26 protein-coding genes and 1 pseudogene are annotated in these 22,884 nt (G+C 71.1%); 17 read left to right on the plus strand and 10 right to left on the minus strand.

The window, feature by feature from the left end; genetic code table 11:
* Positions 1-7 precede the first annotated feature (7 nt).
* From STRVI_RS16520 to STRVI_RS16535, 4 genes are all read right to left on the minus strand, one after another.
* The gene (locus STRVI_RS16520; protein WP_014056804.1) at positions 8-1,075 is read right to left on the minus strand and encodes an alcohol dehydrogenase catalytic domain-containing protein; all 1,068 of its coding nucleotides are present in this window, start codon (positions 1,073-1,075) and stop codon (positions 8-10) included.
* A 139-nt stretch (positions 1,076-1,214) separates the two neighbouring features.
* On the minus strand, positions 1,215-2,069 hold the full coding sequence (locus STRVI_RS16525; protein WP_014056805.1) for a universal stress protein: 855 nt from the start codon (positions 2,067-2,069) through the stop codon (positions 1,215-1,217).
* Positions 2,070-2,726: 657 nt separating this feature from the next.
* Positions 2,727-3,629, minus strand: a complete 903-nt coding sequence (locus tag STRVI_RS16530) for a universal stress protein (RefSeq protein WP_014056806.1) — start codon at positions 3,627-3,629, stop codon at positions 2,727-2,729.
* On the minus strand, positions 3,626-4,228 hold the full coding sequence (locus STRVI_RS16535) for a CBS domain-containing protein (protein WP_014056807.1): 603 nt from the start codon (positions 4,226-4,228) through the stop codon (positions 3,626-3,628). The genes STRVI_RS16530 and STRVI_RS16535 overlap by 4 nt, the downstream gene beginning before the upstream one ends.
* A 143-nt stretch (positions 4,229-4,371) precedes the next feature.
* On the opposite strand from STRVI_RS16535, the gene STRVI_RS54330 reads away from it, so the two are divergent.
* The 3 genes and pseudogenes from STRVI_RS54330 to STRVI_RS16550 all read left to right on the plus strand — a co-directional run.
* Complete coding sequence (locus tag STRVI_RS54330) at positions 4,372-4,608, plus strand: universal stress protein (protein ID WP_043236021.1); 237 nt, start codon at positions 4,372-4,374, stop codon at positions 4,606-4,608.
* 120 nt (positions 4,609-4,728) lie between these two features.
* Positions 4,729-4,929, plus strand: a complete 201-nt coding sequence (locus STRVI_RS16545; RefSeq protein WP_043236023.1) for a hypothetical protein — start codon at positions 4,729-4,731, stop codon at positions 4,927-4,929.
* Positions 4,908-5,129 (plus strand): annotated as a pseudogene (locus STRVI_RS16550) (hypothetical protein); the annotation flags it as partial. The gene STRVI_RS16545 and the pseudogene STRVI_RS16550, both read left to right, overlap by 22 nt.
* Here the strand turns inward: STRVI_RS16550 and STRVI_RS16555 are convergent.
* Positions 5,111-6,385 carry an FAD-binding protein gene (locus tag STRVI_RS16555; protein WP_014056808.1) on the minus strand — a complete coding sequence of 425 codons (1,275 nt, stop codon included), beginning with the start codon at positions 6,383-6,385 and terminating at the stop codon, positions 5,111-5,113. The pseudogene STRVI_RS16550 and the gene STRVI_RS16555 overlap by 19 nt on opposite strands.
* Positions 6,386-6,598: 213 nt before the next feature.
* On the opposite strand from STRVI_RS16555, the gene STRVI_RS16560 reads away from it, so the two are divergent.
* The 14 genes from STRVI_RS16560 to STRVI_RS16625 all read left to right on the plus strand — a co-directional run bounded on the left by STRVI_RS16560 (position 6,599) and on the right by STRVI_RS16625 (position 16,874).
* Positions 6,599-7,453: an MIP/aquaporin family protein gene (locus tag STRVI_RS16560; protein ID WP_014056809.1), complete on the plus strand. Its 855-nt coding sequence runs from the start codon at positions 6,599-6,601 to the stop codon at positions 7,451-7,453.
* 38 nt (positions 7,454-7,491) lie between these two features.
* Complete coding sequence (glpK, locus tag STRVI_RS16565) at positions 7,492-9,009, plus strand: glycerol kinase GlpK (RefSeq protein WP_014056810.1); 1,518 nt, start codon at positions 7,492-7,494, stop codon at positions 9,007-9,009.
* A gap of 139 nt (positions 9,010-9,148) precedes the next feature.
* A complete protein-coding gene (locus STRVI_RS16570) occupies positions 9,149-10,294 on the plus strand; it encodes a glutathione-independent formaldehyde dehydrogenase (protein WP_014056811.1) in 1,146 nt (381 codons plus the stop codon).
* A gap of 146 nt (positions 10,295-10,440) precedes the next feature.
* Positions 10,441-10,962, plus strand: a complete 522-nt coding sequence (locus STRVI_RS16575) for a hypothetical protein (RefSeq protein ID WP_014056812.1) — start codon at positions 10,441-10,443, stop codon at positions 10,960-10,962.
* A 5-nt stretch (positions 10,963-10,967) separates the two neighbouring features.
* The gene (locus tag STRVI_RS16580; protein ID WP_014056813.1) at positions 10,968-12,014 is read left to right on the plus strand and encodes an SRPBCC family protein; all 1,047 of its coding nucleotides are present in this window, start codon (positions 10,968-10,970) and stop codon (positions 12,012-12,014) included.
* Between the two features lie 30 nt (positions 12,015-12,044).
* Positions 12,045-12,497: a gas vesicle protein GvpJ gene (gene gvpJ / locus STRVI_RS16585; RefSeq protein WP_014056814.1), complete on the plus strand. Its 453-nt coding sequence runs from the start codon at positions 12,045-12,047 to the stop codon at positions 12,495-12,497.
* Positions 12,497-13,282 carry a GvpL/GvpF family gas vesicle protein gene (locus STRVI_RS16590; RefSeq protein WP_014056815.1) on the plus strand — a complete coding sequence of 262 codons (786 nt, stop codon included), beginning with the start codon at positions 12,497-12,499 and terminating at the stop codon, positions 13,280-13,282. The genes gvpJ and STRVI_RS16590 overlap by 1 nt, the downstream gene beginning before the upstream one ends.
* Before the next feature lie 2 nt (positions 13,283-13,284).
* Positions 13,285-13,536 carry a gas vesicle protein GvpG gene (locus STRVI_RS16595; RefSeq protein WP_014056816.1) on the plus strand — a complete coding sequence of 84 codons (252 nt, stop codon included), beginning with the start codon at positions 13,285-13,287 and terminating at the stop codon, positions 13,534-13,536.
* A 3-nt stretch (positions 13,537-13,539) separates the two neighbouring features.
* Positions 13,540-13,965, plus strand: coding sequence for a gas vesicle protein GvpO (gene gvpO / locus STRVI_RS16600; RefSeq protein WP_014056817.1), 426 nt, complete (start codon positions 13,540-13,542; stop codon positions 13,963-13,965).
* Complete coding sequence (locus tag STRVI_RS16605; RefSeq protein WP_014056818.1) at positions 13,962-14,342, plus strand: gas vesicle protein; 381 nt, start codon at positions 13,962-13,964, stop codon at positions 14,340-14,342. Before gvpO ends, STRVI_RS16605 begins: the two co-directional genes overlap by 4 nt.
* Complete coding sequence (locus STRVI_RS16610; RefSeq protein WP_014056819.1) at positions 14,339-15,175, plus strand: GvpL/GvpF family gas vesicle protein; 837 nt, start codon at positions 14,339-14,341, stop codon at positions 15,173-15,175. Before STRVI_RS16605 ends, STRVI_RS16610 begins: the two co-directional genes overlap by 4 nt.
* Positions 15,172-15,384, plus strand: coding sequence for a gas vesicle protein (locus tag STRVI_RS16615; RefSeq protein ID WP_014056820.1), 213 nt, complete (start codon positions 15,172-15,174; stop codon positions 15,382-15,384). The genes STRVI_RS16610 and STRVI_RS16615 overlap by 4 nt, the downstream gene beginning before the upstream one ends.
* Complete coding sequence (locus tag STRVI_RS16620; RefSeq protein WP_014056821.1) at positions 15,374-15,673, plus strand: gas vesicle protein K; 300 nt, start codon at positions 15,374-15,376, stop codon at positions 15,671-15,673. The genes STRVI_RS16615 and STRVI_RS16620 overlap by 11 nt, the downstream gene beginning before the upstream one ends.
* 109 nt (positions 15,674-15,782) lie before the next feature.
* On the plus strand, positions 15,783-16,874 hold the full coding sequence (locus STRVI_RS16625; protein WP_014056822.1) for a helix-turn-helix domain-containing protein: 1,092 nt from the start codon (positions 15,783-15,785) through the stop codon (positions 16,872-16,874).
* A gap of 21 nt (positions 16,875-16,895) precedes the next feature.
* Here STRVI_RS16625 and STRVI_RS16630 read toward each other — a convergent pair whose 3' ends face one another.
* Genes STRVI_RS16630 through STRVI_RS16650 form a run of 5 tightly spaced genes read right to left on the minus strand, consistent with a single transcriptional unit; the run spans position 16,896 to position 22,747 of the window.
* Positions 16,896-18,797 carry a CocE/NonD family hydrolase gene (locus STRVI_RS16630; RefSeq protein WP_014056823.1) on the minus strand — a complete coding sequence of 634 codons (1,902 nt, stop codon included), beginning with the start codon at positions 18,795-18,797 and terminating at the stop codon, positions 16,896-16,898.
* 8 nt (positions 18,798-18,805) lie between these two features.
* Entirely contained in the window at positions 18,806-19,750 is a 945-nt protein-coding gene (locus STRVI_RS16635) for a transporter substrate-binding domain-containing protein (protein WP_014056824.1), read from the minus strand.
* A 53-nt stretch (positions 19,751-19,803) separates the two neighbouring features.
* Positions 19,804-21,057, minus strand: a complete 1,254-nt coding sequence (locus tag STRVI_RS16640; protein ID WP_014056825.1) for a dipeptidase — start codon at positions 21,055-21,057, stop codon at positions 19,804-19,806.
* Positions 21,054-21,842, minus strand: a complete 789-nt coding sequence (locus STRVI_RS16645; protein WP_014056826.1) for an amino acid ABC transporter ATP-binding protein — start codon at positions 21,840-21,842, stop codon at positions 21,054-21,056. The genes STRVI_RS16640 and STRVI_RS16645 overlap by 4 nt, the downstream gene beginning before the upstream one ends.
* Complete coding sequence (locus STRVI_RS16650; protein ID WP_014056827.1) at positions 21,839-22,747, minus strand: amino acid ABC transporter permease; 909 nt, start codon at positions 22,745-22,747, stop codon at positions 21,839-21,841. The genes STRVI_RS16645 and STRVI_RS16650 overlap by 4 nt, the downstream gene beginning before the upstream one ends.
* Positions 22,748-22,884 lie beyond the last annotated feature (137 nt).

Consider the following 22,884-nt stretch of genomic DNA (forward strand, 5'->3'; position numbering starts at 1 on the left):
TCCCCGCTCACGTCCCCCGGGCCACCAGCGGACGGGCGGCCTCGCCGAGCGCGATCTTGATCGCGCCGGTGTCGGCCGCGCGGGCGAAGACGTCGTACGCCTCCTCCATCTGGTCCAGCTCGAACAGATGGGTGATCAGCGCGGACGCGGGCAGCCGCCCGGCGGCCAGCAGGGAGAGCAGGGTGGGGGTGGAGAAGGTGTCGACCAGCCCGGTGGTGATCGTCACGTTTTTGATCCACAGCTCTTCGAGATGCAGCGTGACGGGCCGGGCGTGCACACCGACATTGGCGATCCTGCCCCCCGGCCGCACCATCCGGGTGCAGGTCTCGAAGCTCCGCGGGCTCCCGACGGCCTCGATCACCACATCGGCGCCGAGCCCCTCGGTGAGATCGTCGACCAGCCGCTCCGGGTCCTCGGCGGGGTCCGCCACCGCGTCGGCGCCGACCCGCTTGGCGGTGTCCAGCCGGGCCGGGTCCGGATCGATGGAGATGATCCGGCCGGGGGAGAAGAACTGCGCCGTGGCGATCGAGGCCAGCCCGACGGGCCCGGCGCCCATCACCACGACCGTATCGCCCGGCCCCACCCGGCCGTTGAGGACGCCCACCTCATAGGCGGTGGGGAAGACATCCGCCAGCAGCACGGCGTCATGGCCCTCGACCGACCCCGTCAGCGGATGCGTGGACATGTCGGCGAAGGGCACCCGGACGTACTCGGCCTGGGTGCCGTCGATCATGCGCCCGAGGATCCAGCCCCCGCCGTCACGGCACTGTCCGTAGTGGCGCTCCCGGCAGAAGCGGCAGTGGCCGCAGGCCGAGATGCACGAGAGCAGTACCCGGTTGCCGGGGCGGACCCCGCGGACGTCGGCACCGGTCTCGACGATCTCGCCGACCCCCTCGTGGCCGAGCACCCTGCCGGGGCTGACGTCCGGCAGCTCGCCGCGGAGGATGTGCAGATCGGTGCCGCAGATGGTCGCGGTGTCGATCCGCACGATCGCGTCGGTGGTGGCCTCGAGTTCGGGGTCGGGCACCTCCTGCCAGGAGGACTGCTCCGGCCCGTGGAAGACGAGTGCTTTCATGGCCCTTTCCCTCTCCTCCGGTTGTTCGCGTTCTCCTCCGGGTTCTCCTCCGGGTTCGCCTTCGGCTTCCGCCGCCTCGTCGCGCGGCGTGTCATCCGATCGGCGCGTTGTCTTGTGAGGTGACCGAGGTCCCGAGGTCTCATCGCTGGGGCACGATCGCGACCGGGCAGGCGGCGTGGTGCGCCACGGCCTGGGTGACCGGCCCCAGCCGGGGGCCGAACCCCACGTGGCGCGGACCACGGCCCACGATCATCAGCGCCGTCCCCGCCGCCACGCCCACCAACTGCCGGGCCGGACTGTCCGACGCGATCTCCTCGAATACCCGCACCTCGGAAAACTTGTCCCGCCACGGCGCCAGCACCTCGCCCAGCGCGTGCTCGGACTCCTTGCGCGCGTCGCTCAGCCCCACGTCCACCACCCAGGGGGCGTCGCCCCGGATGGCGGGGACCCGGCTGGCGTACACGGCCCGCAGCACACCGTCGCGGCGGGCCGCGGCGTCGAAGGCGAACTCCAGGATGTCGTCGCCCGGCTCGCCCGGCTCCACCCCGACCACCACATCGCCCTGCCGGTCCTCGTGCGCGTCCGCCCGCACCAGGACCACGGGGGTCACGGCGCGTGCGGCGAGCTCCAGGCCGACGGAGCCGAGGAAGAACCCGGCGACCGCGCCGATCGAACGGGACCCCACCACCAGCAACTGGGCGCGTTCCGCCTCGGCCAGCAGAACGGGCGCGGGCCGGCCGGGGATCTGATCGGTGAGGATCGCCATGTCCGGGTGGTCGGCGTCCAGCTCGGCGCGGGCCGAGCCCAGGGCGCGCTCGGCCCAGTAGTGCCAGGCGGCCTCCCGGCCCGGTGTCAGATCCTTCTGATCGGGCCCCGGCCAGGCGTTCACCAGCCGCAGCGGCGCGTCGCGCGAACGGGCCTCGTGTGCCGCCCAGCCGGCGGCGGCCAGACTCTCGGGGGAACCGTCCAGCCCGACGGTGACGGGGCGCGCCATCGCTGCCTCCTTCCCGGCAGACCCACTCGGTACCTCGGCCCGCCTCCGGGACGTACGAGCCGCCGGCCGCCAACCGCCGCCAGCCGACCGCCGTCAGCCGACCGCGCCCGGCTACTCGCGCGCGGCGCCGCACGCCGGACCGCGGCCCGCGTACGTGCCCTCACGGCGGCGACGCACCCTTGTGCATAGCCGCGGCCACCGCTGGAGGCGCCCAGCCCGAGGCGCGGCGCCGGGGGCGCCCACTTCTCGCGGGCCCTGATTGCGCGGTGCGCGGTATTCGTGCATCCGCTTCTCCGCGTCTGCCGGATGCCCCCGGTGCCATCTCCAGCGGACCATGACCGGGCCCCTACCGACAGGGCCGACCGGTCCCGGCTGGGTCCCAGGGGCCAGGTCATCCGGCCCTTTCCACCGCCCAGAACAAGCCCCGGCACCCGGCCTGCGCCGCCCGGCCCGTCCACCGACCCGGTCGTCCGGCTCGGTCACCCGGCCCGTCCACCGACCCGGCTGCCCGACCCCGTCACCCGGCCCCGCCACCAGGGCCGTCGTCCGGCGCGCCACCCCGCGCGCCCACCCGGCCCCGTCACCCGGCCTCGTCACCCGGCTGGGGAGCCCCCTCCGGGCCCTCGGCCGGCAGCCCACTCCGTCCCAGCCCCAGAGCTACTCCACCGGCACCAGCACCACCGGGCAGTGCGCGTGGTGGAGTGCCGCGTGGGTGACCGGGCCGAGTTGCATGCCGAGGCGAGGGGTGCGCCGGTGGACGGCGAGTATCAGGACGTCGGCCGCTCGTGACGCCTCCACCAGGGCCTGGGCGGGGGCGGTGTGGGTGGTGTGCTCGCGTACCCGGATCTGCCCGAACTCCTCGCGCAGGCCGGCCACCATGCCGTAGGCCACCGTCTGTTCCCGCTCGGCGCGCAGCGCCACCACCTCGCGTGCGGGCAGGGCGTGATCGCCCGCGAAGACCCGGGGCCGAGGCCAGGCGTAGAGCACGCGCAGCCAGGCGCGGCGCCGCTTCGCCTCCTCGAAGGCGAACCGGGCCGCCGCCGCGTCCGCCCCGCTCTCCACCCCGACCAGCACCTTGCCGTGGCTCTCGGGCCCGTACGTCGTCGTCGGCCCGCCGCGTACCACCAGCAGCGGGCGCCGGGTGTGGGCGGCCAGCCGCAGCCCGACCGAGCCGAGCAGCAGTCCGGTGAAACCGCCGAGCCCCCGGGTGCCGATGACGATCAGCGCGGCGTCCCCGCCGATCCGCAGCAGTTCGGGCACCGCGTCCTGCGCCGTCAGGGTGGGCACGATCCGTAGCTGCGGATCCTGCTCCTGGGCCCGCGACACGGCCAGCCGCAGCACGGTTCTGGCGATCTCCACCGCGGGCCGCCGGGGTTCGCTGTCCGGGTCGAAGGCGAGCGGGTCGGTCCGCGCCCACGGCCAGGCGTGCACGATCTCCAGTTTGGCGTGACGGCGCCGCGCCTCGGCGACCGCCCCGTCCAGCGCGGCCCAGGCGCTGTCCGAGCCGTCCAGGCCCACCACCACCCGGCCGTCCCGCACCGGCTTGGCCGGGTGGGTCATCGCCGCGCACCTCCCCGGCCGGCGGAGTCGTCGATGAGGTAGGTGAGCCGGTCGACCACGGCCACCACGCCGTCCACCTGTCCGGTCATCCGGACCGCGATGGGGATCTCGCTGTGCCGGTCCAGTTGCCCCTCCAGCCGTACGATCCCGTCGGTCACGGTGACCGCGACGGACTGCGGGCCCAGCCACAGCGAGCGGACCAGCACCTCGTCGATCACCTCGGCACGGATCTCGTCGTCCGGGCGCAGGAAGACCCGCAGCAGATCCCGGCGGGTGACGATGCCGATCAGCCGCTCCTCCTCGTCGACGACGGGAAGCCGCTCGACGCGATGACGGTCCATCGCGCGGGCCGCGTCCACGATGCTGTCCTGGGGGCGCACGGTGACCGCGGGGCGCGACATCAGTTGCCCGGCCGTCGGGGCGGGTTCGCTGAGGTCGGTCCCAGTGATCATGCCGACCACCTTGTCGTCGTCGTCCACCACGGGCAGCCCGTTGAAGCGGTGCCGGGAGAGCAGCGCACCGACCTCGTCGAACGAGGTCATGGAGCTCACCCGGACGACGTCGTCGGTCATCACGTTGCCGATCTTGCGGTGCTTCATCCGTGCCTCCCCGGTCCGGTCCCAGCTTCGGACGGCGACCCGGCCGCCCTCTTGGGCTGCCCGGGGTCCGATGCGGACCGTTCGGCCCGCATGGGCGCCCTGGGCCGAACGACCCCCGGCGGGGCCGAAGCGCCCCTCGAGCGGTGGATCACGCCCTGCGGACCCCCGGACGGGACCACCCCGAGGTCACCGTCCACCGCGCGACAGTCGAGGGAACGGCCCGCAAGGCGCTCCTCCACGCGGCGGCCACCGCCGATCTGCTGGTCCTCGGCGCCCGCCGCGGCCGCGGCCACGCTGTGGGACTGGAGCTCGGCCGCATCGCCCACGCGGCACTGCACCACGCGCCCTGCCCGGTGGTGATCGTGCCGGAGCGGGTCTGAACGGCCGACCGGCGGCGCGCCCGGCGGGCAGGCAACGCGACCGTTAGGCAGAGAGGCAGAGCAACCGGAGACCACGAGGGCACATCACCGGACACCGGACACCACGAGGGAGAGAGGTCCATGCCGGACGCACCGACCACGACGGGCTCGCCGGACAGCTCGACCGGCTCACCGGAAAGCTCGACGGGCTCACCGGACAGCGGGCTCGGCGACAACCGGATCCGCGCCCTGGACGCCCACTGGCGCGCCGCCAACTACCTCGCGGCGGGCCAGATCTATCTGCTGGCCAACCCCCTGCTCTGGACCGCTTCCGGCTGGTGATGGACGTCATCGACCGGACCCCGGGGCTCGCGGCGCGCGCCGTGGCCGTACGGCAGCGGATGCAGGACGCCCGCACCCGCCACCACGCCTGGATCCGCGAGCACGGCACCGATATGCCCGAGGTCGCCGAATGGTCGGCTGAGGACCGGCCCGGACGCGCCCGCCCGGCGGACCGAGGGGGTCACCCGGTGGGGAAGTAGCCGTCCAGATAGGCGTTGCGGAACTTCCCCGCCGGGTCGTGCTCGGCCAGCAGCCGTGCGAAGTCGGCGGCCCGGTCGTACGAGGAGAGGATCCGCTCGGGGGCGGCCGTCGTCAGCTTGCCCCAGTGCGGCCGCGCCCCCAGCGGCAGCAGCGCCTCCTCCATCGCGGCCACCACCTCGATCACCGCCTCGTGGTCGGGGACCCAGGTGAAGTGGAAGGCGACGCTGTCCCGGCCGTACGCGGGGCTCAGCCACAGCTCGTCCGCCGCGACCGTACGGACCTCGGACACCTGCACCACGGGCGCGATCCGGTCGCCGAGGCCGCGCAGCGCGGCGAACGCCGCCGAGGCGGCCTCACGCGGCAGCAGCAGCTCCGACTGCAGCTCATCGCCGTTGCTGGGGGTGAAGTCCGGGCGGAAGTGCGGCAGCCGCTCATGCCACGGCCCCGGCGCGCCCAACTGCTCGGTGCAGTGCAGCGGCGGCATCGCGGGCACCGGGTGGTGGTGGTGGCGGTCGGCCGGGACGGCCCCCAGCCACGGCTGCCCGGGCTCCGGGGGATCGGGCAGATCGGTGCGGCACTTCAGCCACACCACCCCCTCGCCCGAGCGCCAGTCGGTGAAGACGCTGACGCTGTAGGCGGCGCCGAAGATCTCCTCGAAGCTGTCGTCCAGCCGGTCCAGCGGAAGCCCGGTCCACACCCACTGAGCCACGTCGTAGGTGGGCTCGATGTCCAGCGTCATGGCGGTGACGACGCCGAGTCCGCCGAGCCCGACCACGGCCCCGTTCAGCCGGTCCCGGTCCTCGTCCCGGCCTATCCGGGTCACTTCGCCGTCGGGGCCGACGATCTCCAGCCCCGCGACCGCCGCCGCCAGGCACTGCTGGGCGCTCCCCGAGCCATGGGTGGCGGTGGCACAGGCCCCCGCGACCGTGATGTGCGGCAGCGAGGCGAGGTTGGCCAGGGCCAGGCCCTCCGTGTGCAGGGCCTGGGCCACATGGGCGTAGCGCATGCCCGCCGCGATGGTCGCGGTGCGCTTCCCGGGGTCGATCTCCACCCGGTGCGGCAGCCGGTCCAGGTTCACCAGATCGCCCTCGGTGTCGGCGATGCGGTTGAAGGAGTGGCCCGTGCCGAGCACCCGCACCCGGTCGGCGGAGCGGACGATCCGCCGCAGCTCGTCGACGGTGTCCGGGTGGTGCAGCCGGGCGGCGGAGAAGGTGATGTTCCCGGCCCAGTTCGTCGGGGCGTGGGTGGTCGGCATCCGTGTCGTCCTGTTTCCGCTGGAGGGCGATGGGTGATGGTGTCCTGACCTTGGTACAGGGCCGCACCCTGATCCGTACAGACCGGGTTTCGCCGTCCATGACCTGTCCATGACCCGTCGATGATTCGCTTCCGTGACCCGTCCATGACGGTCCATGCCCCGGACGGCCCAGCAGGACGGGCCGCCGTGCCGCCGCGCGCCCAGGATGGGCGCATGACTGACCCGAAGGCTGCTCCGGAGGCGAACCGTCCGAGGTCGGCACTGATCGGCGAGCTCTGCGCGGAGTTCGTCGGCACCATGGTGCTGATCCTCTTCGGCTGCGGCGTCGTGGCCCAGGTCGTGGCCGGCGGCGACCTCACCAAGCCCCCGGGCGGCCTCGGCGATCACGACTCCATCGCCTGGGGCTGGGGCCTGGGCGTCACCCTCGGCGTGTATGTGGCGGCGCGGCTCAGCGGGGCCCATATCAATCCGGCGGTCACCGTCTCGCTGGCGGCCTTCAAGGGCTTCCCCTGGAGCAAGGTCCTGCCGTACGTGGCGGCCCAGACGCTCGGCGCGTTCGTCGGGGCCCTGCTGGTGCGCTGGAACTACACCGAGGTGCTGGGCCACGCCGACCCGGGGCACACCTTCAAGACCCAGTTCGTCTTCTCCACCCTCCCCGGCAACGGCGCCCTTCCGGTCAGTGAATGGGGCGCGCTGCGCGACCAGATCATCGGCACCGCGATCCTGGTGCTGCTCATCTTCGCCGTCACCGACCTGCTGAACTCGGCCCCCAGGGCCAATCTGGGGCCGCTCATCATCGGCCTGATCGTGGTCGCGATCGGCATGGCGTGGGGCGCCGACGCGGGGTACGCCATCAACCCGGCCCGTGACTTCGGCCCCCGGCTCGCCAGCTACCTCACCGGCTATCACAGCGCCTGGCGGGATCAGTACGGGGACATCTACTTCTGGGTGCCGATCGTGGGCCCGCTGGTCGGCGGGCTGATCGGCGCCGCCCTCTACAAGGTCCTGATCACTCGCTACCTCCCGGTGGCCGGACCGGAGGTGGGCCGCACCCCCACCCCCGAATAGCCGGTCCGGGCCGGACCCCACCCACGAGAGGCGGCATCATGCCGGAATTCGTCGGTGCGGTGGACCAGGGAACCACCAGCACCCGCTTCATGATCTTCAACCACGACGGCGACGAGGTGGCTCGGTACCAGCTCGAGCACCGCCAGATCCTGCCGCGCGCGGGGTGGGTCGAGCACGATCCGGTGGAGATCTACGAGCGCACCAACTCCGTGATGCAGAACGCCCTCCGCGAGGGCGGCCTCACGGCCGACGACCTGGCCGCGATGGGCATCACCAATCAGCGCGAGACCACGGTGATCTGGGATCCGCGCAACGGCCGCCCGTACTACAACGCCATCGTCTGGCAGGACACCCGCACCGACACCATCGCCGCCGCCCTCGAACGGGACGGCCGTGGCGAGATCATCCGCCGCAAGGCGGGGCTGCCGCCCGCCACCTACTTCTCCGGCGGCAAGATCAAATGGATTCTGGAGAACGTCGAGGGCGTCCGCGAGGCCGCCGAGCGCGGCCACGCCCTCTTCGGCAACACCGACGCCTGGGTGCTGTGGAACCTCACCGGCGGCCCCGGCGCCGGCGTCCACGCCACCGATGTCACCAACGCCAGCCGCACCATGCTGATGAACCTGGAGACGCTGGACTGGGACGACGAACTGCTGGAGATCTTCGGCATTCCGCGCGCGATGCTGCCGACAATCAACCCCTCCTCCCACCCCGAGGCGTTCGGCCAGGCCCGCACCTCCCGCCCGCTGCGCACCGCCACCCCCATCACCGGCGTCCTCGGCGACCAGCAGGCGGCCACGGTCGGCCAGGTCTGCTTCGCTCCCGGTGAGGCCAAGAACACCTATGGCACCGGTAACTTCCTGCTGCTCAACACCGGAGCGGAGCTGATCCGCTCGACCAGCGGGCTGCTCACGACCGTGGCGTACCAGTTCGGCGACAGCCCTCCCGTCTACGCCCTGGAGGGCTCGATCGCCGTCACCGGCTCGGCCGTCCAGTGGCTGCGCGACCAGATGAAGATGATCGACGAGGCCTCCGGGAGCGAGCGGCTCGCCCGCACCGTCGAGGACAACGGCGGGGTGTACTTCGTGCCCGCCTTCTCCGGGCTCTTCGCCCCGTACTGGCGCTCCGACGCCCGGGGCGCGATCGTCGGCCTCACCCGCTACAACACCAATGGCCATATCGCCCGGGCCACCCTGGAGGCCATCTGCTACCAGAGCCGGGACGTGGTCGAGGCCATGGAGCGGGACGCCGACATCCACCTGGACGTCCTGCGGGTGGACGGCGGGGTCACCGACAACGAGCTGTGCATGCAGATCCAGGCCGATGTGCTGGGCGTACCGGTCAGCCGCCCGGTCATCGCCGAGACCACCGCCCTGGGCGCCGCCTACGCCGCGGGGCTGGCCACGGGTTTCTGGCGGGACACCGATGAGCTGCGCTCCCACTGGAGCGAGTCCAGGCGGTGGGAGCCCCAGTGGGACCAGAAGGCCAGGGAGGAGGGCTACGCGGGCTGGAAGAAGGCCGTCCAGCGCACTCTGGACTGGATCACGGTCGAGTAGGCCCCGGATCACGGGGCCCGGTTGCGCCGGGCGTCCGACGGCGTTTCGCTGGAAGTACCCGGTGGTGGCCGAGACACCCTGGGACCGGCCGTTCCGCCACCACCGCCGCTCGTCAGCATCCGACGCGGAGGTGATCCAGGTGAAAGCCGTCGTCTACGAGAAGCCCTATTCGGTGGCGGTGAGGGACGTCGACGATCCTCGGATCGAGCATCCGAACGATGTGATCGTCCGCGTCACCTCCAGCGCGATCTGCGGCTCCGATCTGCATATGTACGAGGGCCGTACGGCGGCCGAGCCCGGCATCGTCTTCGGGCACGAGAACCTCGGCGTCGTCGAGGAGACCGGCCCCGGCGTCGTCGCGCTGTCCAAGGGCGACCGCGTCGTCATGCCGTTCAACGTGGCCTGCGGATTCTGCAAGAACTGCCTCGCGGGCGACACCGGCTTCTGTCTCACCGTCAATCCCGGTTTCGCGGGCGGTGCCTACGGCTATGTGGCGATGGGCCCCTACCCGGGCGGCCAGGCCGAGCGGCTGCGGGTGCCCTTCGCCGACTTCAACTGCCTGAAGCTGCCCGCGGGCGAGGAGTTCGAGACCGACTTCGTCCTGCTCGCCGACATCTTCCCGACCGGCTATCACGGCTGTGAGCTGGCCGAGGTCTCCCCGGGCGAGAGTGTGGCCGTCTACGGCGCGGGCCCGGTGGGGCTGATGTCCGCCTACTCCGCGCTGCTGCGCGGCGCGGCCAAGGTCTTCGTGGTCGACCGGGTCCTCGAGCGGCTGGCCAAGGCCGAGGAGATCGGCGCCATCCCCATCGACTTCAGCAAGGACGACGCGGTGCGGCAGATCCTGGACCGTACCGGCGGCGAGGGCACCGACAAGGGCATCGACGCGGTGGGCTACCAGGCCCAGGGGCGCGAGGCCGGGCATGAGGAGCCCGCGGTGGTGCTCAACTCGCTGGTCGACACGGTGCGGCCGACCGGACGGCTCGGCGTGCCGGGGCTGTACGTCCCCTCCGACCCCGGCGCCCCCGACGAGCACGCCAAACGCGGTCAGCTTCTGGTCTCCATCGGCCGGATGTTCGAGAAGGGCCAGCGCATGGGCACGGGCCAGTGCAATGTCAAGCGCTACAACCGCCAACTGCGCGACCTGATCATCGCGGGCCGCGCCAGGCCCAGCTTCGTGGTCTCGCATGAACTCCCGCTGGACCAGGCCCCGCAGGCGTACGAGAAGTTCGACAAGCGGGTGGAGGGCTACACCAAGGTGGTGCTGCATCCGGCGCTCGCGGCCTGACGGACCCCTCGCCCGTGAACCAGCCCCCGCGACGCAAGAGGGCACCCCCTCCGACCCAAAAGGTCACTGAATAGGGTGATATGCACCATACTTGGTTATATGCACCCGAACGGCTGACTCGTTCGGCTCCGGGAGGAGGAGCGATCATGAAGAACTGCCGGGTGGCACTGGCCTTCGCCAGTGGCTATCTGTTCGGGCGTGGCCATAGGGGGGCCCTGGTCCTCGGCCTCGCCGGTATCGCCGCGGGCAAGCGCCTCAGCTCCGGCATCAGTCCACCGGGCGCCCAGCAGCTGAAGTCCTCCCAGTTCGGGAGGCTCGGCCAGGAGATCGGCGGCCGTCTGGTCACCGCGGGTCGGGAGGCGGCCATGTCGGCGGCCAGTAGGCGCATGGACGCCCTGAGCGACCGGCTGGAGCAGCGCGCCTCGACCCTGCGCACCGGCGGTACGGAGGGCGGGGAGCCGGAGGCCGGGGAGCACGAGGAGCCGGACGGGCACGAGGAGCGCGAGGAGCACGAGGAGCGCGAGGAGCGCGAGCGTGGAGGAGCCGCACGGTCCCGCGAAGGCGAGCCGCGTGAGCGCGGCAAGCAGCAGCGCAAGCCGGCCGACCGTCCGGCACAGGCCAGGAAGCGGACCGGCTCCGAAGGGCCCGCGCGGCGAAGCCAGAGGTGAGGGCGATGGCTGAGGAAACCCCCAAGGAACGGACCGGTGGGCGCGGTGCGCTCTCCCAGGACCTGCCCACCGACCGCCTGGTGAAGGAAGCGCAGAGCCTGCTGGCGGCGCTGGGCGAACGGGCCCTGGAATCGGTCACCCACCTGGGCAAGAACCCCGGGACGGCATCGCTCGGGCCTCTGAAAGGCGGGCTGGAGCAGGTCAGGGAGAAGGTCGTCGACACGGCCAAGGACCAGGTCAAGGACCAAGTCAAGGGCCAGGTCAAGGAGAAGGTCGTCGACAAGGTCAAGAGCGTGATCCCGGGCCTCGGCGGCGGTGGCGACGGCGACGGTGGCGGCAAGGGCGGCAAGAAGCTCAAGGTCACCAACATCGTGGAGCAGATAGACGTGGGCGCGCCGCTGTCCCTCACCTACAACCTCTGGACGGAGTGGGAGAACTTCCCCTCGTACATGAAGAAGGTCGAGGACGTCCGGAACGAGGACGAGGACGAGGTCGGGATCGAATCCGAGTGGAAGGCCCAGATCTTCTGGTCGCACCGCAAGTGGCGGGCCGAGGTCATCGAGCAGGTGCCCGACAAGCGCATCATCTGGAAGTCCAGGGCCGACAAGGGCCATGTGGACGGCACGATCACCTTCCATGAGCTGGCCCCCGAGCTCACCCGGATCCTCTTCGTCCTGGAGTACTGGCCGCAGGGCTTCATGGAGCGCACCGGCAACCTCTGGCGCGCCCAGGGCCGCCGGATGCGGCTGGAGATGAAGCACTTCCGCCGTCATCTCATGCGCGAGGTACTGCTCAACCCCGACGAGATCGTGGGCTGGCGCGGTGTGGTGCGCGACGGCGAGATCGTGGAGGAGGACGACCGGGAGGGACGGGAGTCCGAGGAGGAAGAGCCCGAGGAGGGCGAGGAGGGCGAGGAAGGCGAGGAGCGCGAGGAGTACGACGAGGAGGAAGAGCCCGAGGAGCCCGAGGATGACGAGGACGAGGAGCCCCGGGACGCCTACGAGGAGGATGACGAGGACGAGGAGCCCGTACGGCGCCGCGAGCGACGCTGACGGCTCCCGCCCCGGGAACGGGTGAGCGCGGTGACCGTAGCACGCCAACAGCAGAGCCAGTATCTGGACCGGGCGAGTTCCAGCGCCCTGGTCGACGTGGTCGACCTGATCCTGGACAAGGGCCTGGTCATCGATGTGTATGTGCGGGTGTCCCTGGTGGGCATCGAGCTTCTGACCATCGACGCCCGGATCGTCGTCGCCAGCGTGGACACGTATCTGCGGTTCGCGGAGGCGACCAACCGACTCGACCTCGCCCGCAGCGGTACCGAGACCCATGGTCTGCCCGGCCTCATGGACGACCTCCGGGAGGGCGGCGGCAAGAAGAAGACCAAGGGCGCCCTGGAGGGCGTCAAGGAATCGGTCTCGGATCTGCTGCAGGACGATGCCGACGATGCCGACGAGGACCGGGAGCCCGAGCCCGAGGAGCGGGGCAGGCCCCGGCGCACGAGGGGTTCCACCAGCCACAGGGAGCGCGAGCGGTGATGGCCGAGGACGGACGTGCCTGCTATGTCTACGGGGTCGTCACGGACGACCGGACCGATGAGGCGGTCAAGGACCTGCCCGCCGTCGGGGATCCGGAGGCCCCGGTGACCCTGGTCCGCCACCGCGGCCAGGCCGCGGTGGTCAGCGAGGTGCCCGTCGGCAAGCCGCTGGGCACCCCCGAGGATCTGCGCACCCATGCCAAGGTGCTGGACAGCCTGGCCGAGCAGGGCCCACCGGTGCTGCCGTTCCGCTTCGGCACCGTGGTGCGCGACACCGCGGCGGTGACCGACGAGCTGCTCGCCGAGGGGCATGACGACTTCGCCCGTGGCCTGGACCGGCTCCGCGGCCGCTCGCAGCTCACCGTGCGCGCCCGGTATGAGCAGGACGCGGTCCTGCGCGAGGTGGTGACCGAACAGCCGGAGGCCAGACGGCTCCGCGAGGAGCTGCGGGGGCTGCCGGAGGAGGAGGGGTACGAGCAGCGGATCCAGCTCGGCCGGCTCGTCCTGGACACCATCGAAGCGAAGCGGAGCGTGGACGCGCTGGAGCTCGACCGTCGGCTGGGGCCGTATGCGCTGGGCTCGGTGTCGCAGGAGGCGGCGTCCGCCGAAGGGCTGGTCAACGCCTCGTTCCTGGTGGAGGACGCGAAGCGGCAGGCGTTCGAGGAGGCGGCCGAGGAGCTCGCCGAGCTCTGGCACGGCCGGGTCCGGCTGCGGCTGCTCGGCCCGTTGGCGCCGTACGACTTCGTGGCCGACGCACTGCTCGAAGGAGAGGAAGGCGAAGAGTAGCCATGGGACTGTTCACCGGCCTGGTCACGCTGCCGCTGGCCCCGGTGCGAGGTGTCGTCTGGGTCGCCGAGCGGCTTCATGACGAGGCTCATCGGCAGCTTTACGACCCCGAGGTGATCAAGCAGCGGCTGGAGGAGGTCGCGGAGGCCCGGGAGAGCGGAGAGCTCACCGAGGAGGAGGCGGCCCGCGAGGAGGACGAGCTGGTTCGCAGGCTGATGTCCCAGGGGCCGCCCGGCGGGGGCATGGAGGTATGAGCCGTGCCCCCCGAGGAACGGCCTCGCGAGGAGCGCCGCCGCGAGGCGCGCCACGACGAGGATCGCCACCGCGACGACCGCCACCACGAGGAGCGGCCGCGCACCCGGCCCCGTGAGGAACGGGACCGGCACGAGCAGGGCCATGAGCGGGAGTGGCCCCGGCGTTCCGCCCTCGACGCCCGCGGCGCCGCGCGGAGTGCGGCGCGCCATGTGGAGGGGCTGACCGGGCGGGCCGCGGAGGGCGTCACCTCGCTGGAGCGCGGGGAGGACGGCTGGATCATCGGCATCGAGGTCGTCGAGACCCACCGGATACCGGACTCCACCGACATCCTCGCCGAGTACCAGGTCGAGCTGGACGACACCGGCGAACTCTCCTCCTACCGCCGCACCGAGCGCTACTACCGGGGCAGGAGGGAGGACCGGACATGAACCAGAGCTCCGACTGGAACGCGCCGGTCCGGCGCACCGGCGGCGCACGCGAACCGGCCCGCCGTGGCTCCGAGCCCTCCAGCCTGGCCGACATCCTGGAGCGGGTGCTCGACAAGGGCATCGTCATCGCCGGTGACATCCAGATCAATCTGCTGGACATCGAACTGCTGACGATCAAGATCCGGCTGCTGGTCGCCTCCGTGGACCGGGCCAAGGAGATGGGCATCGACTGGTGGGAGCACGACCCCACGCTCTCCTCCGGCGCCCGCGACGTCCTGGAGGAGAACGAGCGGCTGCGGCGGCGCGTCGGCGAGCTGGAGGACGGCCCCGGCGCGCGCGAGGTGGACCGCGGTGCGGAGCGGGAGGACGAACGGTGACCGATTCCCTCGCCACCTGGCTGTACGCGGTGACGGCCGCTCCCGAGGACGGCGCCCCGCCGCAGGGGCTCACCGGTGTGGCGGACGAGCCGGTGCGCCTGGTGGAGAAGGCGGGGCTGGCCGCCGTCGTGGGCTCCGTACCCCTGGAGGAGTTCGACGAGGACGCGCTGCGCGGCCATCTGGAGGACCTGGAGTGGCTGGAGCGCACGGCCCGCGCCCACCACCGGGTGATCAACGGCGCGGCCCGCCAGGGCCAGGTCATCCCGCTGCGCTTCGCCACGCTCTACCACGACGACGACCGGGTCCGCGCGATGCTCCAGGAGCGCCGGGAGGACTTCACGGCCACGCTGCGGCGGGTGGCGGGCCGCACCGAGTGGGGCGTCAAGGCGTATGTCGACCCCAGGTCCTTCCTGCCCGACCCGGACGAGCCCGCCGGCGGCGAGGACAGCCCCGGAACCGCCTATCTGCTGCGCCGGCGGGCCCAGCGGCAGGACCAGGAGACCGCGCATCTGCGGGCGACCGAGCGGGCGGCGGGGATCCACGCCTCCCTCGCCGCGCTGGCGGGGGCGACGGCCGCCCATCCGCCGCAGGACACCGCGCTGGCCAAGTACGAGGGATGGATGGTGCTGAACAACTCCTATCTGGTGCCCGACGGCCTCACCGAGGAGTTCACCGCCCTGGTGATCACCCTGGGGGAGCGCTACCCCGGCGTCACCCTGGAGGTCAGCGGCCCCTGGCCGCCGTACTCCTTCACCGCTCCGCCGAAGCGGGAAGGACAGGAAGGAGAGGAAGGACAGGAAGGAGAGGCCCGGCCGGAGGAGGCGCCGTCGTGACCCGTGCGATCGAGCGCAGGGAGGTGGCCCTGGTCGACCTGCTCGACCGGGTGCTCGCCGGAGGCGTGGTGATCGCGGGGGAGATCACCCTGACCATCGCCGACATCGACCTGGTGCGGATCTCCCTGCGCGCCCTGATCGCCTCCGTACGGGTGGAGAACGAGGAGGAGGAACGAGGAGGAAGGGAGGGGGTCCGCCATGACGGATGACCGCGCTCCCCGGCCCGGCCGGCGGATCGAAGTGGACGAGGAGTCGGTCCGCAAGAGCCTGGCCGGTCTGGTGCTCACCATCGTCGAGCTGCTGCGGCAGCTCATGGAGCGGCAGGCGCTGCGCCGCGTCGAGCAGGGCGGCATCAGCGATGAACAGATAGAGAAGCTCGGGCTGACGCTGATGGCCCTGGAGCAGAACATGGCCGAGCTGCGGGAGCACTTCGGGCTGACGGAGGACGACCTCAACCTGGATCTGGGCCCGCTGGGCCCTCTGCTGCCCCGCGACTGACCGGGCCCCGCGACCGGCCCCGGCCGCCCCAAGCCCCTGACCTGGGGCTCCGGCGCCGATTCGCGAGACACCCCGGCCGGGCCCGTCACCCGCCGAGTAATGTGCGGGTGTGGGGATCACGCTCAACCTCCAGCGCGCACGACCGGCCGATGTATACGTCGGCCGGTCGGCGCTGGCCGAGCTCATGTCGGTGCTGCACATTATGGCCGAGCCCGACCACCACCCCGAGGCCCAGCGCTGGACCCACCGGCTCGGGACGGCGATCTCCCCCTCCCTCGCCCATGAGATGAGCGCCCTGTCCCCGCTGTGGGCCCGGCTCCGCTGCCGGCTGCTGTTCCCGCTGGGGCTCCCGCTGGACCAGCCCTTCGAGGACGAGCTGCGCCATCTGGAGAAGCTGCCGCTCGAGGAGTTCGTGGGCCTGTGCTCCCAGGGAGTGCTCGGCTTCCGCGAGGCCGTGCCCCCGGCCCGAAGCCTGCTCACCGACCCCGGGGCCGCCGAGCGCTATGTGGCCCAGTGCGAGCTGCGGTCCATCCGGCGCGGGGAGCTGGCCCACGATCTGGTGGCCTCGCCCGAGGGGCTGCGCGGCCGGCTCCTGTGCTTCCTCGACTCCTGCGCCGAGGCGTTCTTCGCCTCCGAGTGGCGCACGGTCCGCGACCGGCTGGAGTCGGCCGCCGCCCGGGTCCGCAGCGACATCCGGCGGCGAGGTCTGGCCGAGGTGCTGGCCGGGCTCAGCCCCACCGCGGTGGTCTCCCGGGGCGGGGAGCGGGTGCGCTACGACAAGCTGGCCGTCGCCGAGATCGAGATCGGCCCGCGCCCGCTCTTCCTGCTCCCCTCCGTCCATGTCTGGCCGCATCTGACCGTCAAGGACGAGGAGTCCCACCCCGTGGTGCTCCAGTTCGCCGCCCAGGAGGACAGGACGGCCGATCAGCTCACCCAGGCGGAGCTGCGGGCCCGGATGTCCGCGCTGGCGTCCCTGGGCCGGATGGAGGTGTGCCGCCATCTGCTGGGCGAGCCCATCACCACCTCCGAACTGGCCCAGCGGATGGGGCTCGCCGATACGCAGGTCTCCCGCACCCTGCGCCAGCTCAGGGACGCCGGGCTCATCGAGTCCGAGCGCGAGGGCAAGTACGTCTACCACCGGCTGGCCACCACCACCCTGCTCCGGCTGGGGCAGGACGTGCTGGCGACCATCATGCGGTGACGGCCGCGCGCCCGCGGTCCGTCAGCCCGGCTGGGTCCACAGCAGCACCGCCGAGGGGCGGTCCGCGTCCATGTGGACGCGGTTGGTCGCGACCACCTTGCGGCGGCTCACCGCCTCCGGCACCCCGGTATTGGAATTGACGTCGAACCGGGGGAAGTCGCTGGAGGAGATGTCCACCCGCAGCCGGTGCCCGGCCTCGAAGCGGTTGGCCGTGTCCGGCGCCGGGATCTCGATCTCGTACACCTCGCCCGGCTCCAGCGGCTCCGGGCGCTCGAACGACTCATGGAAGCGGCAGCGGAAGATGCCCTCGGTGAGGTTCATCGCGAAGCCGTGCGGATAGTCCTCGTTCGGCGGATACACATCGACCAGCTTCACCGTGAAGTCGGTGTCCGGGGCGGAGGAGGAGATGAACAGCCGCGCCGTGACCGGCCCGGCCACCACCAGCGGCTCCTCCAGCGGCGGGGTGGCGAGCGAGATCACATCGGGCCGGGAGTTCAGCGGCAGATACGGCGGGCGGGCACCGTAGAACCGCTCGTCCGGCACCTGGTCGAAGGCGCCGCCCACCATCACCGGCTCACCCGAGGTGACCTGGCCGCCCAGCGTCGGCACCGGGTCGTTCGGGTCGAAGTCGTACTCCACCCAGCCCCGTTCGGCCGCCGGCCGCTCCCGGCTCAGCTCGCCCGAGGTGTGGCAGTAGAACGCGGTCTCCCGGGTCCCGGCCGGTGGCCACCGGGTGTCGGTGTGCCACCGGCCGCCGTGCCGCATCCGCCCGGCCTCGTCGCGCCGGCCGTCTCCGCCGCCCATCAGGAAGTACCGCACCCGCGGGATCGACTCCGGGTCGCCGCCCCCCAGCACCGCGTCGAACCAGCGCTGCCGGAAGGACAGATACGAGGTGTCCACATTGCCGCTGAACGTCGCGGCGGGCCCGAAGTCCACATCGCCGGCGAAGGTGACACAGCGCAGCCCGTGCTTCCACGGCCCCATCACCAGATACGCCGGGGACCGCTTGAGCCGGCCCATGGCGGTGAAGTTCTCGATGGTGGAGCGCACATAAGGGTCGTACCAGCTCGACATGTGCAGGGTCGGCACATCCGGGAAGCGGTCGTAGTGGCCGCGCCCGTAGATGGCCGGCTGGCGCCAGTACGCCCCGAAGGCGTCATGCCGCCACTGGTCGAGCAGATAGCGCTCGTAACTCCCCACCTGACGCAGCGGGGAGACGCCGGTGCGCCACGGCAGCACGGTGAACCAGTCGCGCAGATCCGTCCCCGCGAACGCCTTGCGCACCAGCGGGTCCCGCTCCGCCTCCGGGCTCTCCTCACCGTGCCGGAAGGCCCAGGTGATCTGCTTGAGCTCGAAGGCGCCGCCCATCCGCATCCCGGCCTCGTAGGCGCTGGCGAAGCCGCCGGAGTCCATGAACATCGCGGACAGGCCGGTGGGGGACTCGGCCGCGGCCGCCGTCTGGGCGTGGGCCGAGTAGGACACCCCCATCATGGCCACCCGGCCGTCGCACCAGGGCTGGGCGGCGATCCAGTCGATGGTGTCCGCGCCGTCCGGCCCCTCGCCCAGGTACTTCACGAAGGTGCCGTCCGAGTCCCCGCGGCCCCGGCAGTCCTGCCGCACCACGTGGTACCCCGCGCGGACGAAGAGCGCCGAGGTCTCCTCCGGCGTCGGCACCGGCTCGTCGTGGCGGCTGCGGTCGGAGTCGCGTAGGTCGCGGCGGCCGTAGGGGGTCCGTTCGAGGATGACCGGACGGGGCCCGGGCCGCTCCTCGGCGGAGAACAGATCGGCGGCCAGGACGACCCCGTCCCGCATCGGAACGCGCAGGGTGCGTCGCCACACCCGCTCGTCCAGCAGCCGGGCGGGCTCCTCCCAGGCCGCCCGCTCTCTGTCCCCGCTCGTTTCGGTCCGACTGGTTCGTGCCATGGAAGATCTCACTGGGTCTGGGATTGCTTGGAGCCGTTGACGGCGAGCTGGGACCGGGTGACCGTGGACAGCGGCAGCCCCCACTGGCCGAAGAGCTTGGCGTAGGTGCCCGATTCGTACATCTTCTGCAGCCCCTTGACGATCACGGAGGCGAGGCCGGTGCCCTTCTTGGCCTGGATGCCGTAGATGGCCGACGCGGCGGGCAGGTCCATCATGTCCTTGACCTCGAGCGTCTCGAAGCGGTCCTGCGCGTTCTGGCTGACCGAGGTGTTGGAGGCGCTGGGCGCGGCCACCGCGTCCACGCGCTTGCTCTGCAGCGCCAGCGAGGCGGCGGGCAGATCGGTGTAGAGCTTCGCGTCCACCGACGGCTTGCCCTTCGCGGCACAGCGCTTGTTCTGCGCGGCGAGTACGTTCTGGGTTCCGGCGCCCTTCTCGACGCCGACCTTGTGCCCGCAGACCTCGAGACCGCTCCTGGGGCGGAAGGAGCTGTCCTTGAGCACCATCAGTGTCACACTGCTCTGCGCGAAGTCGGCGAAGTCGACCTCCTTCTGACGCTCGATGAAGTCGCCGGAGGGGGCGCTGAGGTCGATCCGGCCGGACTTCAGCCCCGGGATCACCGCGTCGAAGTTGGTCCGCTCCACCTTGATCTTCACATCGAGCAACGAGGAGAGCTGCGCGGACAGTTCGGGGACCAGCCCGGTGATCTTCCCGTCGGACTCGAAGGTGACATACGGCGCGTACTCGCTGACACCCATGATCAGCGTCTTCTTGGTGTACTCCTCGGGCACCTCGGCCGCCAGCGCGCTGTCCTTGGGCTCGGGGGCGAGCGTGGCCGCCGGATGGCTCCTCTTGTCCTTGCCGTCGCCGGGGGTGTCGTCCACCGAACAGGCGGACAGGGTGAGCGTCAGGGAGGCCAGCAGGGCGCATGCGGCGACGTGGAGACGGTTGCGCATGGGTGCTCCATTCCGGGAGGTGGGGGGTAGCGGATGCGGAAGAACGGGACCGGTCAGCGGCCCCAGACGGTCTCGGCGACCCGCCGTACGTTGCCCCCGGCCAGCTTGGCCACGTCCGCTTCGGAGTAGCCCCGCTCGAACAGCCACCGGATCATGTTGCCGACGGCCTCCGCGGGGTTCTCACAGCCGCGTACGTACGCGACCTCCTCGTGCGGCGGCAGTTCGGGGGCCTTGCCGTCGTGCGCGTCGTCCTTGCCGAAGAGCGGGGCGAACGTCCGGTGCCAGGCCGTGTGATCGCCGAAGTTGGTGTCCGGGCCGAAGGCCACATGGTCGATGCCGACCAGATCGATACAGCGCTCGATGTGTTCCATCACCGAGTCCAGGCTGTGCCGGGGGTGCTGGGCGGTGATGGTCGTATGCGGCGCCGCCTCGACACCGATGAACCCGCCGGAGCCGGCGCAGGCCCGGATCACATCGTCCGGCTTCATCCGCGGAGTCGGCCACAGCGCCCGGGACCCGGCATGGGTGATCACCACGGGCGCTGCGGAGCGGCGCACGGCGTCCAGGGCCGTCGCGTCCCCGCTGTGCGAGACGTCGACGATGATCCCGAGGTCGTTCATCCGGCGCAACGCCCGGCGGCCGAGCAGGGTCAGACCGGTGTCACCGGTGTCGGCGAGCCCCGAACCGAGCTGATTGCTCTCGCTGTAGACCAGGCCGAGCAGGCGGACGCCCAGACCGTGGAGCAGATCGAGCCGGTCGATGTCATTGCCGATGGGGGAGGCGGACTCCAGGGTCAGCACCACCCCCACCTGATCGCCGGCCCGCGCCCGGTCGGCCTCCTCGAGCGTACGGACGGGCGCCACCAGCCGCTGATGGGCGAGGTCCGCCTGGCGCATGGCCAGATCGCTGACCGTGTCGTCCCAGTCCCAGGGGGCATGCGAGCGGATCATGCTCACCGCGGCCGGGCCGCCGTCGAAGAACAGGTCGACCCCTGAGTGGGCGACGCCCTCGTAGGGAATCGACTCCCGGCCCTGGCGGCGGTAGTCGGCGAAGTCGCCCGGATCCGCGGGGCGCAGCGAGAGATGGTCATGCGCGGAGATCACCGGATGGCGCTCCTCGAAGTCCCGCGCGCGGACCTCGACGTCCTCGCTCCACTCCAGCGCGGACCCGGGGACCCGGCCGATGGCGGGCGCCAGCTCGAAGGCGCGGAAGTCCTCCCCGGCCTCCAGATACTGGTACGAGCGGTAGGAGTCCCACAGCTCCAGGCGCCGGACGGTCTTGGCGGGCAGGGGAAGTCCAGTGCTCATGGGGAGACCTTCGACAGGAACGTACGGGTGCGGTCGTGTGTGGGGGCGCGCAGTAGCTGGCCGGGTGCACCTTCTTCGACGATCCGGCCGTCGTCCATGAAAACGATCCGGTCAGCGATATCGGCGGCGAAGCGCATCTCATGGGTGACGACGACCAGCGTCATGCCCTCGCGGGCCAGGTCCCTGATGACGCTGAGCACCTCCTGCACCATCTCGGGGTCGAGGGCGGAGGTCGGCTCGTCGAAGAGCATCACCTTGGGGCGCATCGCCAGGGCGCGGGCGATGGCCACCCGCTGCTGCTGACCGCCGGAGAGCTTGTCGGGATAGCTGTCCAGCTTGTGGGCGAGCCCGACCCGGGTCATCAGCTCCACGGCCCGCTTGTCGGCTTGGGTCTTGGAGAGCCCGAGCACCCGGCGCGGTGCCTCCACGATGTTCTCGCGGGCGGTCAGGTGCGGGAACAGATTGAAGCTCTGGAACACCATGCCCATCGCCGAGCGTTGGGCGGCCAGCTCCCGCGGGCCCAGCTCATGCAGAGTGCGGCCGCGAAGCTGGTAGCCGATGACGCTGCCGTCGACCACCACCACGCCCTGGTCCGGCACCTCGAGGTGATTGACGCAGCGCAGCAGCGTGCTCTTTCCGGATCCGGAGGGACCGATCAGACAGACCGTCTCACCTCGGTGGATATCCAGGGAGATGCCGTGCAACACCTCGGTGCCACGGAACGACTTACGGATCCCACGCAGGGAGACGACCGCCTGCGATTGCTTTTCCGATGCCACGGTCATACCGAGTGCTCGATCCTCTTCACTTTCCCGGCCTTGTCGGCCGAAATCAGGGTGTGCCGTCCCAGACGTCGCTCCAGGCGCTGCTGCAGAAGAGTGATGACGCCAGTGATGATCATGTACCAAATGGCGGCCACGATCAACAGCGGAACGGTCTGGAAGTTCTTGGCGTAAATGAGCTGGACCGAGTAGAGCAGGTCGGCCAGGGTGATCACGCTGACGAGGGAGGTGGCCTTGAGGAGAGATATCAGCTCATTTCCCATCGGTGGGACGATGACCCGCAGCGCCTGGGGGAGGGTGATGCGGAAGAAGATCTGAGCCGGCGTCAACCCCAGCGCGGACGCCGCCTGATGCTGTCCGTCGGGTACCGCGAGCAGCCCCGAACGGATCAACTCCGCGATGTACGCGGTCTCATGGAGGGTCAGGCCGATGATCGCGGCGGTCAGCGGGCCGATGACGTCGTTCGAGTCGAAGGTGACGAAACGCGGCCCCCAGGGAATGCCGAGGGACAGTGTCGGAAACAAGGCGGCGAGGTTGTACCAGAACAGTAGCTGCACCAGCATGGGAATGCTGCGGAAAACCCAGATAAACGCCGCCGCGACCGTGGACATAAGCCGGGAGTCGCCCATCCGCATAAGAGCGACCAGGGTGCCGGAAGCCAGAGAAATCGCCATGGTCACCGCGGTCATTCCGATGCTGACCCCGATGCCCTTCAGCACCCGGATTTCAAAGAAGTACTTCGCGACGGTGTTCCACTCGAAACGAGGGTTGGTGAATATCGTGGTGACCGCCATCGCGGCCAGTACCAGCACGATCCCATTGGCCACCAGAAGTCCGGGACGCCGTCGCTTCGCGCGTTTGAGCACGGTTGGCTCGGGTAGTGCATCGACGTTCGGGACTTTGGTCATGGTGTGCCTTCGGGCGGTCGGGTCGCGGCAGAATTACCGCATCCTAAAACCGCACGTGGGGGCGTTCACCAACAGTTGACACAGAACGGTCAACCGTAAACGGAGGAATGTGCCCGTCCGCCCGGAGCGGCCGGGCG

This window comes from Streptomyces violaceusniger Tu 4113 (assembly GCF_000147815.2).
In the GTDB taxonomy this organism is placed as follows: domain Bacteria; phylum Actinomycetota; class Actinomycetes; order Streptomycetales; family Streptomycetaceae; genus Streptomyces; species Streptomyces violaceusniger_A.

Excerpts from the sequence above, each read along its gene's own strand:
- STRVI_RS16555 (WP_014056808.1), bottom strand. The coding sequence starts at position 6,385 with ATGCCGACCACCCACGCCCCGACGAACTGGGCCGGGAACATCACCTTC.
- STRVI_RS16580 (WP_014056813.1), top strand. The coding sequence starts at position 10,968 with ATGGCTGAGGAAACCCCCAAGGAACGGACCGGTGGGCGCGGTGCGCTC.
- STRVI_RS16575 (WP_014056812.1), top strand. The coding sequence starts at position 10,441 with ATGAAGAACTGCCGGGTGGCACTGGCCTTCGCCAGTGGCTATCTGTTC.
- STRVI_RS16590 (WP_014056815.1), top strand. The coding sequence starts at position 12,497 with ATGGCCGAGGACGGACGTGCCTGCTATGTCTACGGGGTCGTCACGGAC.
- STRVI_RS16605 (WP_014056818.1), top strand. The coding sequence starts at position 13,962 with ATGAACCAGAGCTCCGACTGGAACGCGCCGGTCCGGCGCACCGGCGGC.
- glpK (WP_014056810.1), top strand. The coding sequence starts at position 7,492 with ATGCCGGAATTCGTCGGTGCGGTGGACCAGGGAACCACCAGCACCCGC.
- STRVI_RS16630 (WP_014056823.1), bottom strand. The coding sequence starts at position 18,797 with ATGGCACGAACCAGTCGGACCGAAACGAGCGGGGACAGAGAGCGGGCG.
- STRVI_RS16545 (WP_043236023.1), top strand. The coding sequence starts at position 4,729 with ATGCCGGACGCACCGACCACGACGGGCTCGCCGGACAGCTCGACCGGC.
- STRVI_RS16650 (WP_014056827.1), bottom strand. The coding sequence starts at position 22,747 with ATGACCAAAGTCCCGAACGTCGATGCACTACCCGAGCCAACCGTGCTC.
- STRVI_RS16525 (WP_014056805.1), bottom strand. The coding sequence starts at position 2,069 with ATGGCGCGCCCCGTCACCGTCGGGCTGGACGGTTCCCCCGAGAGTCTG.
- STRVI_RS16640 (WP_014056825.1), bottom strand. The coding sequence starts at position 21,057 with ATGAGCACTGGACTTCCCCTGCCCGCCAAGACCGTCCGGCGCCTGGAG.
- STRVI_RS16620 (WP_014056821.1), top strand. The coding sequence starts at position 15,374 with ATGACGGATGACCGCGCTCCCCGGCCCGGCCGGCGGATCGAAGTGGAC.
- STRVI_RS16595 (WP_014056816.1), top strand. The coding sequence starts at position 13,285 with ATGGGACTGTTCACCGGCCTGGTCACGCTGCCGCTGGCCCCGGTGCGA.
- STRVI_RS16530 (WP_014056806.1), bottom strand. The coding sequence starts at position 3,629 with ATGACCCACCCGGCCAAGCCGGTGCGGGACGGCCGGGTGGTGGTGGGC.
- STRVI_RS16560 (WP_014056809.1), top strand. The coding sequence starts at position 6,599 with ATGACTGACCCGAAGGCTGCTCCGGAGGCGAACCGTCCGAGGTCGGCA.
- STRVI_RS16535 (WP_014056807.1), bottom strand. The coding sequence starts at position 4,228 with ATGAAGCACCGCAAGATCGGCAACGTGATGACCGACGACGTCGTCCGG.
- STRVI_RS16635 (WP_014056824.1), bottom strand. The coding sequence starts at position 19,750 with ATGCGCAACCGTCTCCACGTCGCCGCATGCGCCCTGCTGGCCTCCCTG.
- STRVI_RS16645 (WP_014056826.1), bottom strand. The coding sequence starts at position 21,842 with ATGACCGTGGCATCGGAAAAGCAATCGCAGGCGGTCGTCTCCCTGCGT.
- STRVI_RS16520 (WP_014056804.1), bottom strand. The coding sequence starts at position 1,075 with ATGAAAGCACTCGTCTTCCACGGGCCGGAGCAGTCCTCCTGGCAGGAG.